Genomic DNA, 16,008 nt, shown 5'->3' with positions numbered 1-16,008 from the left:
TTTTCCGGAGCGGTAAAGTAATACCTGTAATCAATGCGGCTACCGGTTTGAACCAGACCCGATTTCTCTATGGCAGAAAAGGGCACCAGTAGAGGAGGAGCTATAGAACTAAAAACGCTGGAACTTCCGGGAACATTGTTCAAGGCTCCGCCAATTTCCAAACTTGTATTCCCAATTTTTACAACATCGCCCACTTTAAGTCCCAACTGAAGCATGACCGTTGCATCTACCAGAGCAACATCAAATTCTTTAAAATTTTTAGCTGCGTGGGCAGGTGTAGTTTCTATTTCTCCATAAAAAGGAAAACCGCCTTCTATTCCTCGAACCTGCATCAGTTTTGTTCCATTTTTTTCAGGAAATGAAGCCATGGACGCGAAGCTAATCTCTCTTGCTTCTGCGCCTCCAAGAGAATCAATAATGCCGTAAACTTTTTCCGTAGGAAGTTTATCACTGTCAATAATATAATCGGCACCCATCAGGGACTTCGATTGTAAAGAGATGTTACATTTGAGATTGGCGCTAAAAGACTGTATAGAAACTACTGCAGCAATTCCAAGTACGATCGATGCGATAAATAAAAACAATTTTCGACTGCTAGCTTTCCCATCCCTCAAGGCCATCTTCATTAACCATGGGAAACCGGCGCTTGATCTTTTTGAACTCATATTACTCCTGGATTTGTAATTCCTGAACTTTTCCTCCGCGAAGTTTAAGAATTCGCTGCGTTTTTTGAGCCAGTTCCATGTCATGAGTAACTATTACCAGGGTTGTCCCTAGATCCTTGTTCAATGTTAAAAGCAGATCGATCACATTTTGGCCTGTAGCTTCATCCAGGTTTCCAGTAGGCTCATCTGCAAAAAGTATCCTGGGTTTATTGCAAAATGCTCTAGCTAGAGCAACTCTCTGCTGTTCTCCTCCAGACAATTGTGTTGGGTAATGATGCATTCTATCTTTCAAACCAACTTTCTCCAGAAGGGCTGTAGCTTCAGTTTCTGCACTCGAATCTCCCCGAAGTTCCAAAGGAACAGCAACATTTTCAAGAGCGGTAAGGGTAGGAATGAGCTGAAAGTTTTGAAATACAAATCCTACGTGACTGTTCCGTAATGCAGCGCGACCATCTTCATCAAGTAGACTTAGATTTTCGCCGCAGAGTTCTACAGTGCCTTCATCACTTCGATCAAGTCCTGCACTCAGGCTAAGTAAAGTTGTTTTCCCACTACCTGAAGGGCCAACGATAGCAAAAGTTTCTCCTTCTTCAATATCAAAATTGATATTGTCCAGGATGACCAGCTTTTTATTACCATTTTGATAGGTTTTGCTGAGATTTTCAACCCTTAAAATTTTTGCCATCTTAGTTCTTTTAATTTTCTTTACTCGGGCCAACAAAATAAGAAATGATTTTATGAATACTGCACCTATCTTTCGAAGCTTTCAAATCTTTGCGCTTAGTTTAGTTTTACTGCTGAATCTATCCTGCGGAAATGAAAAAAAATCGGTTGCAGCTGAAGAGAAATCTGCTACTGAAGAATCTGAGAATAATTCAGAAGAAGAAAATTCTAAAACCATCCTCTTTTTTGGAGATAGCATTACTGCAGGCTACGGTCTTGAGACAGATGAAGCTTTCCCGAATCTAATTCAGCAGCGACTGGATTCTCTTGGGTATGATTACACGGTGATCAATGCCGGGCTTAGTGGAGAGACGACTGCCGGAGGACTCAACCGGATCGATTGGGTGCTAAAGCAAAATGTGGAAATTTTTGTTCTGGAGCTTGGTGCGAATGATGGATTACGCGGTGTTCCTTTAGCTGAAACCAGGTCCAATCTTAATAAGATCGTAGATTATGTTCAGGAGAAAAATTCAGAAACTAAGATTATTCTTGCTGGGATGCAGATCCCACCAAATCTTGGAGCAGATTATACTACAGAATTCAGAGAGTTATTTCCAGAGCTTGCCGAAAAAGAGAACATTTACTTAATTCCATTTATACTGGATGGTGTCGCCGGCGATCCGGAACTCAATCAACAGGATGGTATTCATCCAACTGCTGAAGCTCAGCCAATTCTTGTGGACAATATCTGGGAAACTTTAGAATCCCTTCTTAAAAACTAATTGCTGAAACCCCAGGCTGGCAAAAAATGCGATCGCAGCAGTGGTTCCTAAACTTCCACCAAAACCTACAAAGAAAACTCCGGTACAATAAAATAGAATTCCGAAGAAAATAGAGGATAGGATAATTATGCGGTTTCTGGCCGCGATCTCTTCCGAAGCCATTCCAACAAAGCTTGCACCCATAATTACCAGAGGTAAAGTTTCTTGCAGAACTTCCGATACTGGAGTGTAGATCAATAATCCTCCTGAAATGCTCACCAGAGAAGAAGCAATGACAGCACCAAGATTTAAACAATTGTTTAAGGTATAAGTGAGCTGACCTGAAAGTACACTACAGGTTAATATGAGTAAGAAATTCATCATAATAGCACGTAGCTTAAAAGGCTAACCAGACTTACGCCAGCAAAAGCGATACTACCAAGTTTTCCGGCATAACCATTAAAACTCTTACGTGCAAGTATGAGTATAGTACCAGCGGAAAATGAAGCTAGTATTATAAATAGATAATTTCCTGCCAAAACCGGAGGAGTCATTCCAACAAAAGCACCACAATATATGGCTAGCGAAGCGATCCTAGCTAAAGGCTTATTAATGATCTTAGGTAAAATTCCGCCGAAAAGGCCAATGGTTCCGGCAGAAAGCACCGCTGTAAGTTCAAGTCGATCCTGTAGGAAAAAGGTTGTAATTCCACCTAAAATAGCAAATATGATGGTTGATATTTGTATATCTTTTTCTGCTGGTGCCTTACTTTTCGAAAAATTGTGAAGATAAAAGTATAGAAGCAACGAGGTGATCAGCGTTAGCGGTATAAGCTGAGAAAGCTGCTCCTGACTCTCGTACACTGCGATTCCAATAAAAAGTGTGTGGAATAATAGGAAAATCAATTGGGGTAAAATTTTCATTGATACCTAAGTCTGAAATAATTTAAAAACCTTTCGAGTACTAACTGAAATCTTAAGGATAATGGGAAAGTAAAAGCGAACTTTATATTTAACAAATGTTCACTTATATTAAGTATAAATTAATCGCTATTTTTAGTGCAGATCTATTAATTATTTGATTTTTAATGGTATAAACGTTCTGGCCGCTATTAATTCTATCATTTTAAAATGAATTTGAACTGGTGCTTTTTATAAATCTAAGGTTGTTTATAGATCTGTTTTAATAATGTTCACTTTAGAAAGAAGCTTCTTCTCTGAAGCTTTTTTCTTTTGTACAGTTTTTAAAAGAAGGCCCCTAAATAGAAAGAGTCTAAACCTGCTTTGAATTATCTTCGTACTTCAACTTATAGAAATTATGGCGAAAACAAAACTAACAGTGAATAGTAACGGATCTCTTAAAGTAGAAGGAGATTTTGAGATCGTAGATAAGAATGGGAATGTGTATGATCTGGGTGGAAGAGACCTGGTTTCAGTATGTAGATGTGGGTTATCCAACAATAAGCCATTCTGTGACGGAGCTCATAGAAATCATTTCGAACACGAAGCAATAGCTTTTGACTTACCTCCAAAAAAGAAATAAAAAAAAGCCTCTGATCTGTCAGAGGCTTTCTTAAATTTTAAAACTAAATTCTTATTTCAACATATCATATAATCTGGAAGCAACTGCTCCTGAAGATTGCGGATTTTGTCCTGTGATCAAATTACCGTCTGTTACAGCATATTCATTCCAGTCAGCTTCCTTGGAATAGATTCCTCCATTTTCCTTAAGCATATCTTCCACTAAGAATGGTACAACATCGGTTAACTGAACCGCTTCCTCTTCAGAATTTGTAAATCCGGTTACTTTTTTACCTTTTACAAAAGCGTTTCCATCCTTAGTTTTTACATTTTTCAAAGCTGCAGGTGCATGGCATACAAATGCGATTGGTTTTCCAGCTTCATTAAAGCTTTCAATTAGCTTAATAGATTTTTCATCTTTAGATAGATCCCAAAGTGGTCCATGTCCTCCTGGATAAAATACACCATCGAAATCTTCTTCTTTCACTTCAGAAAGCTTATGCGTATTATTGATCACTTTCTGTGCAGCTTCATCGTCTTTAAATCGTTTGGTATCTTCCGTTTGATTATCTTCAGAATCACTGGTAGGATCAATAGGTGCCTTTCCACCTTCAGGAGTTGCAACAGTAATTTCAACACCTTTGTCTAACAGGCTATAATATGGATTAGCGAATTCTTCGATCCAGAAACCAGTTTTGTTTCCAGTATCTCCTAATTTATCGTGTGATGTAAGTACAAATAAAACTTTCATAATATTATTTTTTTGGTTTATTCTCAAGTTCCAACTTAATGTTCAGTCAGAGAATTAATTAGGACAAATTTAGGGATGTAGCTGGTGTTTAAAGTTGATATAAATCAATTAGACAGGTTAAAATCTTGTTAGTTATTTATAGGAAATAGCTAGCTAAATGATAGTAAGGCTGGTTTCGCTTGGAATAATTACGTAATTTTTAGGAAAATTTAAGATATGGCGGCAATAACCCTCAACATCAATGATAAAGAACACTCTTTCGACATAGATCCCAATACTCCGTTGCTATGGGTTTTAAGGGATCATTTAAATTTGGTAGGTACCAAGTTTGGGTGTGGAATCTCTCAATGTGGCGCTTGTACTGTACATTTTAACGGCAATGCTGTAAGATCCTGTCAATTGCCGGCATCTTCTGCCGCAGGGAATAAGATCACTACAATCGAAGGTCTTTCTGAAAACGGAGATCATCCCGTGCAGAAAGCCTGGCTGGAACACGATGTTCCGCAGTGTGGATACTGCCAGGCTGGCCAGATCATGTCTGCAACTGCACTGCTAAAACGGAGTCCAAATCCTACAGATTCTGAGATAGAGAACGCTATGAATGGGAATATTTGTAGATGTGGAACCTATACCCGTATCAAAGCAGCCATCAAAACCGCATCCAATTCTCAGGAAGTTTAATTATAGTCAAAGAAGATTAAGATGAGTAAAGTAAAAACAACATTTGGACGTAGATCCTTTATAAAGAGTGTTTCTATCGCTAGTGGCGGACTAATAATTGGCTTTAACTGGATGGCTTGCAAAGGCCCGGCGGAAGAAGGTAGTGAAGAACTGGCGATGCAAATGCCAGATGAGTGGTTCGAGTTGAACGGCTATCTTAAAATTGGAGATAATGGTATAGTTACCATCTATTCACCAAACCCTGAAATTGGTCAGAATGTAAAGACTTCCATGCCTATGATCGTGGCAGAGGAACTCGATGTAGACTGGAATAACGTAATAGTAGAGCAGGCTCCGCTTAATACTGAAATTTTTACAAGACAACTTGCAGGTGGAAGTCAATCTATTAGACAGGGCTGGCAATCTTTAAGAACAGCTGGTGCTACTGCAAGATATATGCTGGTTGCAGCAGCTGCAAAACAGTGGGATGTACCTCAGGAGGAAATTACGGTAAATAATGGTATCATCGAGCATGCCAAATCCGGACAGAAGATCGGTTTTGGAGATATTGCAAAATCGGCAGCCGCTATTGAAGTTCCAGAGGAAGTAAACTTAAAGGAAAATACAGATTTCAGGATTATTGGTACATCCAGAAGAAACGTAGATGCCAGAAAGATCGTAACCGGGCAACCATTATATGGACTGGACACCCATAGAGATGGAATGCTAATCGCAATGGTAATGCAGCCACCCGCCTTTGGAATGGAATTTAAAAATATGAATGCTGAAAAGGCCAAAGGCCTGCCCGGTATTACTAATATTTTTACCATCGATACCTATCCTGAGGATATGGAAAAGGAGTGGAGTGATGTTGGATCGTTTTCAAAACTCGTTGTTATCGTTGGCGAGACCACATGGCAGGTAATGCAGGCAAGAAAAGAACTGGAGGTGGAATGGGATCTTAACCCTGAACTTACTAAAGAAATTGAAATTCTGGAGAAGTCGGCTGGCATGCAGGATGCAAGCGGACTCGAAAGTAGCGATATACATAACTCCTTGATGGCAGAAGCAGGCAGTAAAAATGCTGAAGTTGTAAGAAAAGATGGAGATCCTGAAAAAGCATTTAAGAATGCAGCGAGAGTGATCGAGAGGTCATATACCTGCCCGTTCCTGGCGCATAATTGTATGGAACCAATGAATTTTTTCGCTAATGTTTCCAATGGGAAAGCAGAATTAATTGGTCCTATACAAACTCCGGAATATGCTGAAAAAAGCGTACAAAAGCGTCTTGGGTTGGATCTTGAGAATATTGATATTCAGATGACGCGAATGGGCGGAGGCTTTGGAAGAAGACTTTACGGTCATTTTCTGGTGGAAGCAGCGGTAATTTCAGAGAAGGTAGGTGCACCTATCAAACTAGTGTATACACGTGAGGATGACATGACCAATGGTGTATACCGGCCGGCTTATCACGTAACATATAAGGCAGCATTAGATGCTAATAATCAATTAACTGCTTTCCATGTGAATGCAGGAGGGATTCCTGAGAGTCCGCTTTTCGCCAATAGATTCCCGGCAGGAGCTATTGATAATTACCTGGCAGAAAGCTGGGTGGTAGAATCCAATATTTCCGTAGGAGCTTTTAGAGCTCCAAGGTCGAACTTTATTGCTGGAGCCGAGCAATCTTTCCTCGATGAACTTGCTGAAGAAATGGGCAAGGATCCTATAGAATTCAGATTAGAAATGCTGGAAAAAGCGAAAAATAAGCCAGTAGGCGAAAACAATGATTACGATCCTGAGAGATATGCGGGGGTATTAAAACTGGCAAGGGATAAATCAGGCTGGAATTCTAATTCGACGATGGCCAGAGGGGTTTCGGCCTATTATTGTCATAATTCTTATGTCGCCCAGATCCTTGATATGACCGTTGAGAATAATCAGCCTCTTATAGATAAAGTGACCTGCGCCGTTGACTGCGGAATCGTGGTAAATCCTGAAGCTGCTAAGAATATGGTGGAAGGTGGTACGATCGATGGAATTGGTCATGCTCTATTCAGCGAAATGACCTTTGCTGAAGGAGTTCCGCAGCAAAGCAATTTCGATGGCTACCGACTCATTAGACATAAAGAAGCTCCCAAAAGGATTGATGTTCATTTTGTAGAGAATGGGATTGATCCAACAGGTTTGGGAGAGCCACCATTCCCGCCTGTTCAGGGAGCATTGGCGAATGCCCTATACAAGGCGACCGGAAAAAGGTTTTATAAGCAACCGTTTATCACCGGTTTGCAGGGCGATCTTAAGACCTGAAGTATATGAAAAGTATCAAGGTGAAATGCTGGATCGAGACTAATGGAGATAAACTCTATGGTCCCGGTCCACATGAATTACTTCGGAATATTAAAGCTGAAGGGAGTTTATCCAAAGCAGCTGAGAAAATGCAGTTGTCATATCGCAAAGCCTGGGATATTGTTCAGCAGTTAAATAAGCATTCCGAAGAACCTTTGGTGATATTAAGAAAAGGAGGCAAGACTGGTGGTGGTGCAGAAGTTACTATTCATGCTCAAGAAGTAATGGAAGCCTACAATAAACTTCAGAAAAAACTGCAAGAAGTTACTAAAGAAGAGAAGCAGCTACTTAAAATCTTAAATTAAAACTAAAACTGAGAAATTTAAAGCCTTCTTTCATAGTTTTAAAGTCCGATATATATTTAAATACATAACGCTTAAAGCATTTGATAAAATCCGAAAAAATATACCTTGATTACAATGCCACAACCCCGGTTCATGAACAGGTGTTGGATGAGATGCTGCCATATTTTACTCAAAATTTTGCAAATCCTCATAGTGATCATGCATTTGGCTGGGATGCCAGTGAGGCATTGGAGCAAGCAAGAAAGCAGGTTGCAGATTTGATCAATGCCAATACTTCAGAAATTACTTTTACTTCAGGAGCTACAGAAGCAGCCAATCTTGCGTTGCTTGGGTTTGCAAAAGAAAACAGGAATAAAGGACAGCATATAATTAGTTGTAAAACCGAGCATAAAGCTATTCTGGAAACCTTAAATGCCTTAGAAAAAGATGGTTATGAAATTAGCTATGTAGAGGTCAATTGCGACGGAATAGTAGATTTGGAACAGTTTCAAAGTTTGTTGCGTCCAGATACGAGCATGGTAGTGATGATGCTGGCTAATAATGAAACTGGCGTCATTCAGGATATCACCAAAATTTCAGAGTTAGCGCATCAGAATGCTAGCGTGGTCATGAGCGATATTACCCAGGCAGTTGGTAAAATCGATGTTGATATAAAGGCTATGGGAATAGATCTCGCAATTTTTTCGTCTCATAAGATTTATGGACCTAAAGGAGCAGGCGCTTTATATAGTTCCTCAAAGATCGACTTAGAAAGGTATATGTACGGAGGAAATCAGGAAAATGGTATGAGACCGGGAACTGTAAACGTTCCGGCAATGGTTGGATTTGGTTTTGCTGCGGAAATTGCAAAAAATGAGTTGCAGAAAACTTCAGAAGAATTGCTATTACTACGTACTAATTTTGAAAGGCAGCTGCAGGCTTTAGAGGATGTTCAAATAACTGCAAAAGATCAGGACCGACTTCCGAATACCATAAGTTTTAGTGTTCACAATGTGGATGGAGATGCACTTTATCGAAGAATGAACAGGATTGTGATCTCTAGAGGTTCAGCCTGTACTTCCAATATAATAGATGCTTCGCATGTGCTGACTGCTATGGGATTCGAAGAAAAACTGGCGCTGGCTACCTATCGTGTAAGTCTGGGTAGAACTACAACGCAGCAAAATCTGAACCTGGCATTCGAAAATATTCAAACTGCGATCAATAGTATTAGAAAAACCAGCCTGGTATGAGAGAGATTGATGCGATTGTAGCAGAATATAACAAACTGAAACATGCACAAATTTCGTGTGTTCTGGCGACGGTGGTTCACGTGCAAGGTTCTTCTTATAGAAGGGCAGGTGCGAGAATGTTAGTAGATGAATTCGGCAATCTCACCGGGGCGATTAGTGGTGGATGTCTGGAAGGCGATGCACTTCGAAAAGCTCTGCATGCTATGCATCAGCAAAAGAATAAACTGGTTACTTATGATACAAGCGATGAAAATGATGCAGTTATTGGCGCACAATTAGGATGCAACGGGATCATTAAAGTGTTGTTTGAAGCGATCGATTTTGAAAATGAGCGAAATGCCTGTGAATTGCTTCAAACTGCCTCAAAAACTGGGGAAAAGGCTTCAATTTTGATTGAATTCGATCTAAAAGAAACCAATTTGCAACCTGGTACGGTTGCTTTGATCTATTCTGAAGATAAAATATTCGCTTCAGCTGAAATAGAACAGGTAATTTTATTTGAAGCTTCAGAAGTTATTCAGAAAAAGCGATCTGATTTTTTAAAGTTGGAGAGAAACGGCAACAGCTGTATGAACTATATCCAGTTTTACGAACCACCGATCAAGCTGGTTCTGGTTGGTGCGGGGAATGATGCAATGATCCTGGCCAGCCAGGCAGAACTTCTGGGATGGAAAATCATCATTGCAGATGGAAGGCCAACTCATGCGAATACAAACCGATTTTCTTCAGGTTGCCAGGTGATCGTGACCAGACCGGAAAATACTTTGGAAAAGATTGAGATAGATGAAAGAACCTGTTTTGCATTGATGAGTCATAATTACCATTATGATCTGGCAGTACTTCAATTATTGCTTAAAAAAACAGAAGTTCCTTATATAGGTATTCTTGGCCCGCTTAAAAAATGGGAACGTATGAAGGATGATCTGGATCACGCAGGGATTGAAGTTTCCAGTTTGGATGATGATCGAATTCATGCACCAATAGGCCTGGAACTGGGAGCTGAAACGCCAGCTGAGATCGGTTTGTCCATTCTGGCAGAAATTCAGGCAAAACTAACCGATTCCAGCGCTAAATCCTTGAAATTTAAAAATGCTCCAATTCACGAAAGAAGAACTTCAGAAATACCGAGTATTTAAGATATGAACGGGGAAAAATCAAATATTGCCGTTCTAATTCTCGCCGCAGGTTCTAGTAAACGATTGGGAAAGCCAAAACAATTGGTGAAATTCAAAAATAAAACACTACTACAGCATAGTATCGATGTTTCTGAAGCTTTAGATCTTTCAGAAAAAATAATTGTTCTTGGCGCAAATGAGGAAAAAATTTTAAACGAGGTTGATCTTAAAAATCACAAACTTTTAATCAATAAAAACTGGCAGGAAGGCATGTCCACAAGCCTAAAAAAGGGATTGGAAGAAATTCGAAATTGGCATCCTACTATTAAGCATGTCCTCGTATTACTATCAGATCAGCCATTTATAAGTGAGTTGGTTTTACAGGAACTTATAGATAAACACTTAACGGCAAATTGTCTGGCAACTTTTTCACAATACCAGGAAATTCCGGGTGTCCCAGCTATATTTTCCAGTGAAATTTTCCCGGACCTGATGAGGATCGAAGGTGATCGTGGTGCGAGAGATTTGATTAAAAACGGACTTACGAATTACCAATTGCTGCCATTCGAAAAAGGTATTGTGGATATTGATACAGAGAAGGATTTGCAATTTTTAAAAAAATTAGAGCATGAAGCTTAAACTTAAATACTTCGGAAAACTCGCTGAAACGGCAGGCTTACAGGAAGAATATAAAGAATTGGAAAGTGCCGATACACTAGCAGAACTCAAAAGAATAGTATTCGAGGAATATAAATTTGACGATTCTGAAACAATTCAGGTAGCAGTGAATCAGCAACTTGATGAAAATAAAACTTTAAAAGAAGGAGATGAAATCGCATTTCTGCCTCCTTTCGCCGGAGGATGAGATACGACAGGCAAATAACTTTAGATGATATTGGGGTTTCCGGACAGGAGAATCTCAGGAATGCCAGTATTTTAATTATTGGAATGGGCGGCCTTGGCTGTCCCGCCGCCACGTATCTTGCAGGAGCCGGGATTGGCAGACTTGGCTTGCTTGATCACGACAGCGTGTCTGTTACAAATCTGCACAGGCAGACATTGTTTGCTGAAGGTGATATCGATAGGAAAAAAGTAGAAGTTGCAGCTGAAAAATTACGGGCATTGAATTCAGAAGTTTGCCTGGAGATCTGCGATGAAAGGCTGACTATTTCTAATGCCCGCCAACTAATCGCCAATTACGACCTGATCATTGATGGGACCGATAATTTTGAAACTAAGTATCTGATCAACGATGCCTGCTTACTGGAAGACAAAACCTGGATCTATGCTTCGGTTTATAAACATGAAGGTCAGTGTTCTGTTTTTAACTACAAAGGTGGACCAAGTTATCGATGTCTTTTTCCGAAGATAGCGCGTGAGAATATAAGTTGCGAAATTACGGGAACCCTTGGAATGTTACCTGGAATTTTCGGAATGTACCAGGCAATGGAAGCTGTAAAAATCATTCTTGGAATAGGAACAGTTTTATCTGGAAAACTAAAAATTCAGAATTTGATGTTTCAACAGGATCAGCATATTGAGATAAAAAAACGACCGGAGCAGATCGCAATGATACTGGAAAAAGGTATACAAAGTATGGTAACCAACTGTACTTTAAAAGATACAGATCAATTTTACCTGGATGTTCGAGAATTGCATGAAGAGCCGTTGATCGAATCGAAAAATGTACTAAGAATTCCGCTTCAGCAATTGGAAAAGCGGGTGGAAGAAATTCCGAAGAATAAAGAAATACAGGTCTTTTGCCAGTCAGGAATTAGAAGTCTGCGAGCAAAGGAGTTATTAGAAAATAAATTTCATTTTGGGAATCTTAAAAATGTTTCCGGTGGAGTTCAAACAATCATAAATGGATAAGAAAAAACCTAAAAAGGTATTTGTAGAGGGAGCAATTCCTCCAGAAAAGATCGCGAAATCCATCGCAAATCATCAGTCCAAGACCAATATTGGTGCACATAGTATCTTTCTTGGTCAGATTCGTGCAGATGAAGTAGATGCAAAAATTGTTCAGGCTATAGAATACAGTGCCTATGAAGAAATGGCAGAACAGGTTTTTCACGAAATAAGGGAAAGCGCGTTCTCGAAATTCGATATTACCTGCGCACATATTTATCATAGTATGGGTAGGGTGAATGCCGGCGAGATCTGTTTGTTCGTGTTCACATCTTCGGCACATCGTAAAATAGCAATAGAGGCATGTAATTTTTTCGTGGAAGAGATTAAAGCGAAAGCACCCATTTTTGGAAAAGAACTTTTTGAGGACGATTCTCACCAATGGAAAGTAAATAAATAATGGTAGACATCACACACAAAATAAACACGCTGAGAGAAGCAACGGCAGTGGCGGTTGTAAAAACTTCTTCGGAAGAGACCATTAAGGCCATTCAGAATAATATGGTTCCTAAGGGAAATGTTTTCGAAATGGCTAAAGCTGCCGGACTTTTAGGGGTGAAGAAAACTCCAGATCTGCTTCCAGATTGTCATCCATTGCCGATCGAATATACCGGTATTAATTACGAGATAAAGAATCTTGAGATTCATATTTCTGTAGAAGTGAAAACGATCTACAAGACCGGGGTTGAGGTTGAAGCTATGCATGGTGCCAGTATCGTCGCTCTAACCTTATACGATATGCTGAAACCCATCGATAAACAGGTGGAGATTGGCAGTATAAAACTCCAGCAAAAAAAAGGCGGTAAATCTTCCTTTAAAATTAATTCTGAAGGGATTACTGCAAGCATTATCGTATGTTCCGATACTATTTCGAAAGGGAATGGCGAGGATAAGGCTGGAGAAATAATCCTTTCTAAATTGAAGGATCTGGATATTCCTGGCACAAAATCGATCATTGCAGATGAACCTTCAGAAATTAAAACAGCTTTGGAAAATGCCGAAGGAAACCTGGTAATTTTTACAGGTGGAACTGGTGTAAGCGATCGAGATAATACTCCCGGGGTAATTAGTAAGATGCTGGACAAAAATCTACCCGGTGTAGAAGAGCAAATTAGAAGTTATGGACAACAACGTATGCCCTTTGCTATGCTGTCAAGATCTGTAGCAGGGGTGATGAACGGAAAGCTTGTACTTGCATTTCCAGGTTCCATCAAAGGCGCTGCAGAATGCATGGACGCCATATTTCCGCATGTGTTGCATGCGTTTAAAGTTTTAGAAGGAAAGAGACATGATTGAAGAAAGAAAGCAGATCGTAGATAATTTTGGAAGACCACATACCTATTTGAGGATCTCTCTTACAGATCGTTGCAACTTGAGATGTTTTTATTGTATGCCTGAAGATGGAATTCAGCTAATGGACAAACCCAGTATTATGACCCTGGAAGAGATCATTAGTCTGGCAACCAGCTTTAGAGACCTTGGAGTGGATACTATTCGGCTTACGGGAGGTGAACCTCTGGTTCGTAAGAATTTTGGTTATCTCGTGGAGGAACTTTCCAAATTGGGAGTGACTTTAAAGATTACTACAAATGGTATTGTACTGGATAAATACCTCGATCTCTTTCAAAAAATAGGTTTAAAAAAGATCAATTTCAGCCTTGATACTCTGGATAAAGCAAGGTCTATTTTTATTACCAAGCGGGATTTTTATGACCGGATAATGGTTAATTTAGAGAAGGCACTTGAGATGGGTATGCATATCAAACTTAACATCGTGCTGATAAAAGGAGTAAATGATGCCGAGATCAATGATTTTATTGCACTTACAAAGCATAAGAATCTAGTGGTGAAATTCATAGAATTCATGCCATTTAAGGGAAATGAATGGGACTGGAGTAAGGGAGTGAGTAAACAGGAAATACTGGATACAGTTCAGAAAAAATTTGGAGAAATTGAAGTACTCGAAAATCCTAAGCATAGTACCAGTACAAATTTTAAAGTGGCTGGTCATACTGGAAGCTTTGCCATTGTTAGTACCATCACTAATCCTTTTTGCAGCGAATGTAACCGGATTAGAGTTACCGCCGATGGGAAAATGAAAAACTGCCTGTTCGCCAATTCTGAAACCGATTTGCTTAGTCCAATGCGGGCAGGTGAAGAACTAACGCCGATTATCTTAAATGCCATCAAATCAAAGAAACATTCCAGGGATGGGATGGATGTAAAAATGGATGCAGAGCATTATGAACAAAACCGGTCTATGATCTCAATAGGAGGATAATGGTAGAAATTAAGGAGGCATTAGAAATTATTAGATCACAGAGCGTTCAACTAGATTCTGAAGTTGTGAGCCTTAAGGATTCACTGGACAAAGTTTTGGCTGAAGATTTAAAAGCAGGTTTTGATCTGCCGGTTTTTGATAATTCGGCTATGGATGGTTATGCTTTGGGCGGACTTCAGCAGGAATATAAAATTGTTGGCGAAGTCGCTGCAGGTGATTCAAAGGAGTTTATACTGAAGAAAGGTGAAGCTGTTCGAATCTTTACCGGTGCAAAAGTTCCGGAAGGCTCTTCCGCAGTGATCATGCAGGAAAAAACGGAGGTAAAAGAGAACTTACTTATTCTTAAGGAGTTACCAGAAGAAGGTCAGTGCATTCGAAAAAAAGGTGAAGAGCTAAATAAAGATGAGCTGGTTTTTAGCAAGTCTTATCAAATTACCGCTGCAGGAATTGGGATGCTAGGTAGTCTTGGGCTCCATAAAATAAAAGTATTTAAGAAACCGATCATTCAGTTGATCACCACTGGGAATGAACTGGTCGCCCCGGGAGAATCATTGCAAGCCGGGCAGATCTACGAGTCCAACAGTGGTACTATAGAAGCGGCATTTAAAAGCAAAGGATTTTCCAGTTCCGCAAGCATACAGATCGAGGATGATTTTGAATTGATCAAAACTGGAATTTCGGAAGCTTTAGAAAATACGGAAGTATTGATTCTTTCAGGTGGAATTTCCGTGGGAGATTACGATTTTGTAAAGCAGGCGCTGGAGGAGAACGGGGTAGAAGAGCTATTCTATAAGGTGAAGCAAAAACCCGGAAAACCATTATATTTTGGAAGGAAAGGAAATCAATTTGTATTTGCGCTACCAGGAAATCCCGCATCTTCTCTTAGTTGCTTTTATATTTATGTGTTACCGCTTTTACAAAAGCTTAGCGGACTTCCTGGTAAAGGTTTACTAGAACTTAATTTGCCAGTTTCCAAAGATTTCGAGAACAAAGGAGACCGTCCGGTTTTTCTAAAAGCTAATATTGATAATAACTCGGTAGAAATTTTAAACGCTCAGGGATCTTCCATGATAGGTTCAATGGCAAAAGGTAATGCCCTGGCATATGTTGATGCCTTTGAAAAAATAGAAAAAGGATCATTAATTAAAACATTTCTGATCTCCTGACATGCCTCTGGAATACCTGCCAATGTTATTTTTCTTTATCGCGCTATTCTATAGTTCGGTAGGGTTTGGTGGAGGATCCAGTTACCTGGCTATACTTAGCCTTGTAATGGCCGAGTTCTATGAAATTCGGTCTACCGCTTTGGTGTTGAATATTTGCGTTGTTTCTATTAGCACCCTTGTTTTTGCGAGGAACGGTGTATTAAAACCACGTATTCTCTGGCCATTTTTTGTACTCAGTATTCCCCTTGCCTACCTGGGTGCGCAGATAAAATTATCACAGGATATTTTCTTTATAATTTTAGGATTTGCACTTCTAATGGCAGGAGTTTTTATGTGTCTCCGCTTTTGGAAATCTCCGCTTGTAACTACGGAATTCACCAATTTTAAAAAGGCAATTTTAGGTGGAGGTATTGGATTATTATCAGGTATTTCCGGAATTGGTGGTGGAATTTTTCTTTCGCCTGTTCTCAACCTAATGAGGTGGAAGGATGCACGCATTATCGCCTCTCTGGCTTCAGTATTTATACTGGTAAATAGTATTGCTGGTTTAGTGGGACTTCATATGGCAGATACTTTTAAACTCGATACAAATCTTTTATTTAAATTGATCATTGCTGTTGTTATTGGCGGAATAA

At 39.7% G+C, this 16,008-nt stretch carries 20 protein-coding genes; 15 read left to right on the top strand and 5 right to left on the bottom strand.

Annotation, left to right across the window (positions count from 1 at the left end):
* Both QZ620_RS10150 and QZ620_RS10145 read right to left on the bottom strand, forming a co-directional pair.
* Positions 1-665, bottom strand: a 665-nt coding sequence (locus QZ620_RS10150; RefSeq protein WP_295181276.1) for an ABC transporter permease, incomplete at its 3' end; no start/stop codon positions are given.
* Between the two features lies 1 nt (position 666).
* Positions 667-1,350 carry an ABC transporter ATP-binding protein gene (locus tag QZ620_RS10145; RefSeq protein ID WP_295181274.1) on the bottom strand — a complete coding sequence of 228 codons (684 nt, stop codon included), beginning with the start codon at positions 1,348-1,350 and terminating at the stop codon, positions 667-669.
* Between the two features lie 52 nt (positions 1,351-1,402).
* Here QZ620_RS10145 and QZ620_RS10140 point away from each other — a divergent pair, with 52 nt between their 5' ends.
* Complete coding sequence (locus tag QZ620_RS10140) at positions 1,403-2,110, top strand: arylesterase (RefSeq protein WP_295181272.1); 708 nt, start codon at positions 1,403-1,405, stop codon at positions 2,108-2,110.
* Here the strand turns inward: QZ620_RS10140 and QZ620_RS10135 are convergent.
* Complete coding sequence (locus tag QZ620_RS10135) at positions 2,087-2,473, bottom strand: hypothetical protein (protein ID WP_295181270.1); 387 nt, start codon at positions 2,471-2,473, stop codon at positions 2,087-2,089. The genes QZ620_RS10140 and QZ620_RS10135 overlap by 24 nt on opposite strands.
* A complete protein-coding gene (locus QZ620_RS10130; protein ID WP_295181268.1) occupies positions 2,470-3,012 on the bottom strand; it encodes a hypothetical protein in 543 nt (180 codons plus the stop codon). Before QZ620_RS10130 ends, QZ620_RS10135 begins: the two co-directional genes overlap by 4 nt.
* A 394-nt stretch (positions 3,013-3,406) precedes the next feature.
* Between QZ620_RS10130 and QZ620_RS10125 the strand changes: the two genes are divergently transcribed.
* Positions 3,407-3,631 carry a CDGSH iron-sulfur domain-containing protein gene (locus tag QZ620_RS10125; RefSeq protein WP_295181266.1) on the top strand — a complete coding sequence of 75 codons (225 nt, stop codon included), beginning with the start codon at positions 3,407-3,409 and terminating at the stop codon, positions 3,629-3,631.
* Between the two features lie 51 nt (positions 3,632-3,682).
* Here QZ620_RS10125 and QZ620_RS10120 read toward each other — a convergent pair whose 3' ends face one another.
* Positions 3,683-4,360, bottom strand: a complete 678-nt coding sequence (locus tag QZ620_RS10120) for a type 1 glutamine amidotransferase domain-containing protein (RefSeq protein WP_295181264.1) — start codon at positions 4,358-4,360, stop codon at positions 3,683-3,685.
* Between the two features lie 216 nt (positions 4,361-4,576).
* Here QZ620_RS10120 and QZ620_RS10115 point away from each other — a divergent pair, with 216 nt between their 5' ends.
* From QZ620_RS10115 to QZ620_RS10055, 13 genes are all read left to right on the top strand, one after another.
* Positions 4,577-5,041: a (2Fe-2S)-binding protein gene (locus QZ620_RS10115; RefSeq protein ID WP_295181262.1), complete on the top strand. Its 465-nt coding sequence runs from the start codon at positions 4,577-4,579 to the stop codon at positions 5,039-5,041.
* A gap of 21 nt (positions 5,042-5,062) precedes the next feature.
* A complete protein-coding gene (locus QZ620_RS10110; RefSeq protein WP_295181261.1) occupies positions 5,063-7,327 on the top strand; it encodes a molybdopterin cofactor-binding domain-containing protein in 2,265 nt (754 codons plus the stop codon).
* Between the two features lie 5 nt (positions 7,328-7,332).
* A complete protein-coding gene (locus QZ620_RS10105) occupies positions 7,333-7,671 on the top strand; it encodes a winged helix-turn-helix domain-containing protein (protein ID WP_295181259.1) in 339 nt (112 codons plus the stop codon).
* An 80-nt stretch (positions 7,672-7,751) separates the two neighbouring features.
* On the top strand, positions 7,752-8,903 hold the full coding sequence (locus QZ620_RS10100) for a cysteine desulfurase family protein (RefSeq protein ID WP_295181257.1): 1,152 nt from the start codon (positions 7,752-7,754) through the stop codon (positions 8,901-8,903).
* Complete coding sequence (locus QZ620_RS10095; RefSeq protein WP_295181256.1) at positions 8,900-10,039, top strand: XdhC family protein; 1,140 nt, start codon at positions 8,900-8,902, stop codon at positions 10,037-10,039. Before QZ620_RS10100 ends, QZ620_RS10095 begins: the two co-directional genes overlap by 4 nt.
* 3 nt (positions 10,040-10,042) lie before the next feature.
* The gene (locus QZ620_RS10090) at positions 10,043-10,657 is read left to right on the top strand and encodes a nucleotidyltransferase family protein (protein ID WP_295181254.1); all 615 of its coding nucleotides are present in this window, start codon (positions 10,043-10,045) and stop codon (positions 10,655-10,657) included.
* Positions 10,647-10,883 (top strand): MoaD/ThiS family protein, encoded by a 237-nt coding sequence (locus tag QZ620_RS10085; protein WP_141877447.1) that lies wholly within the window; start codon positions 10,647-10,649, stop codon positions 10,881-10,883. Before QZ620_RS10090 ends, QZ620_RS10085 begins: the two co-directional genes overlap by 11 nt.
* Complete coding sequence (locus QZ620_RS10080) at positions 10,880-11,890, top strand: HesA/MoeB/ThiF family protein (RefSeq protein ID WP_295181252.1); 1,011 nt, start codon at positions 10,880-10,882, stop codon at positions 11,888-11,890. The genes QZ620_RS10085 and QZ620_RS10080 overlap by 4 nt, the downstream gene beginning before the upstream one ends.
* Positions 11,883-12,326: a molybdenum cofactor biosynthesis protein MoaE gene (locus QZ620_RS10075; RefSeq protein WP_295181250.1), complete on the top strand. Its 444-nt coding sequence runs from the start codon at positions 11,883-11,885 to the stop codon at positions 12,324-12,326. The genes QZ620_RS10080 and QZ620_RS10075 overlap by 8 nt, the downstream gene beginning before the upstream one ends.
* The gene (moaCB, locus tag QZ620_RS10070) at positions 12,326-13,222 is read left to right on the top strand and encodes a bifunctional molybdenum cofactor biosynthesis protein MoaC/MoaB (RefSeq protein ID WP_295181248.1); all 897 of its coding nucleotides are present in this window, start codon (positions 12,326-12,328) and stop codon (positions 13,220-13,222) included. The genes QZ620_RS10075 and moaCB overlap by 1 nt, the downstream gene beginning before the upstream one ends.
* Complete coding sequence (gene moaA, locus QZ620_RS10065) at positions 13,215-14,207, top strand: GTP 3',8-cyclase MoaA (RefSeq protein WP_295181246.1); 993 nt, start codon at positions 13,215-13,217, stop codon at positions 14,205-14,207. Before moaCB ends, moaA begins: the two co-directional genes overlap by 8 nt.
* The gene (locus QZ620_RS10060; RefSeq protein ID WP_295181244.1) at positions 14,207-15,373 is read left to right on the top strand and encodes a molybdopterin molybdotransferase MoeA; all 1,167 of its coding nucleotides are present in this window, start codon (positions 14,207-14,209) and stop codon (positions 15,371-15,373) included. The genes moaA and QZ620_RS10060 overlap by 1 nt, the downstream gene beginning before the upstream one ends.
* A 22-nt stretch (positions 15,374-15,395) precedes the next feature.
* Positions 15,396-16,008: TSUP family transporter (locus QZ620_RS10055; protein ID WP_295181242.1), on the top strand; the 613-nt coding region annotated here is incomplete at its 3' end.

The sequence above is a fragment of the uncultured Christiangramia sp. genome (genome assembly GCF_913046405.1).
In the GTDB taxonomy this organism is placed as follows: Bacteria; Bacteroidota; Bacteroidia; order Flavobacteriales; family Flavobacteriaceae; genus Christiangramia; species Christiangramia marina.
The sequence above is the reverse complement of the archived record's forward strand: the minus strand, read 5'-3'. Positions and strand labels throughout refer to the sequence as shown.

Excerpts from the sequence above, each read along its gene's own strand:
- QZ620_RS10145 (WP_295181274.1), bottom strand. The coding sequence starts at position 1,350 with ATGGCAAAAATTTTAAGGGTTGAAAATCTCAGCAAAACCTATCAAAAT.
- QZ620_RS10140 (WP_295181272.1), top strand. The coding sequence starts at position 1,403 with ATGAATACTGCACCTATCTTTCGAAGCTTTCAAATCTTTGCGCTTAGT.
- QZ620_RS10135 (WP_295181270.1), bottom strand. The coding sequence starts at position 2,473 with ATGATGAATTTCTTACTCATATTAACCTGTAGTGTACTTTCAGGTCAG.
- QZ620_RS10130 (WP_295181268.1), bottom strand. The coding sequence starts at position 3,012 with ATGAAAATTTTACCCCAATTGATTTTCCTATTATTCCACACACTTTTT.
- QZ620_RS10125 (WP_295181266.1), top strand. The coding sequence starts at position 3,407 with ATGGCGAAAACAAAACTAACAGTGAATAGTAACGGATCTCTTAAAGTA.
- QZ620_RS10120 (WP_295181264.1), bottom strand. The coding sequence starts at position 4,360 with ATGAAAGTTTTATTTGTACTTACATCACACGATAAATTAGGAGATACT.
- QZ620_RS10115 (WP_295181262.1), top strand. The coding sequence starts at position 4,577 with ATGGCGGCAATAACCCTCAACATCAATGATAAAGAACACTCTTTCGAC.
- QZ620_RS10110 (WP_295181261.1), top strand. The coding sequence starts at position 5,063 with ATGAGTAAAGTAAAAACAACATTTGGACGTAGATCCTTTATAAAGAGT.
- QZ620_RS10105 (WP_295181259.1), top strand. The coding sequence starts at position 7,333 with ATGAAAAGTATCAAGGTGAAATGCTGGATCGAGACTAATGGAGATAAA.
- QZ620_RS10095 (WP_295181256.1), top strand. The coding sequence starts at position 8,900 with ATGAGAGAGATTGATGCGATTGTAGCAGAATATAACAAACTGAAACAT.
- QZ620_RS10090 (WP_295181254.1), top strand. The coding sequence starts at position 10,043 with ATGAACGGGGAAAAATCAAATATTGCCGTTCTAATTCTCGCCGCAGGT.
- QZ620_RS10085 (WP_141877447.1), top strand. The coding sequence starts at position 10,647 with ATGAAGCTTAAACTTAAATACTTCGGAAAACTCGCTGAAACGGCAGGC.
- QZ620_RS10080 (WP_295181252.1), top strand. The coding sequence starts at position 10,880 with ATGAGATACGACAGGCAAATAACTTTAGATGATATTGGGGTTTCCGGA.
- QZ620_RS10075 (WP_295181250.1), top strand. The coding sequence starts at position 11,883 with ATGGATAAGAAAAAACCTAAAAAGGTATTTGTAGAGGGAGCAATTCCT.
- moaCB (WP_295181248.1), top strand. The coding sequence starts at position 12,326 with ATGGTAGACATCACACACAAAATAAACACGCTGAGAGAAGCAACGGCA.
- moaA (WP_295181246.1), top strand. The coding sequence starts at position 13,215 with ATGATTGAAGAAAGAAAGCAGATCGTAGATAATTTTGGAAGACCACAT.
- QZ620_RS10060 (WP_295181244.1), top strand. The coding sequence starts at position 14,207 with ATGGTAGAAATTAAGGAGGCATTAGAAATTATTAGATCACAGAGCGTT.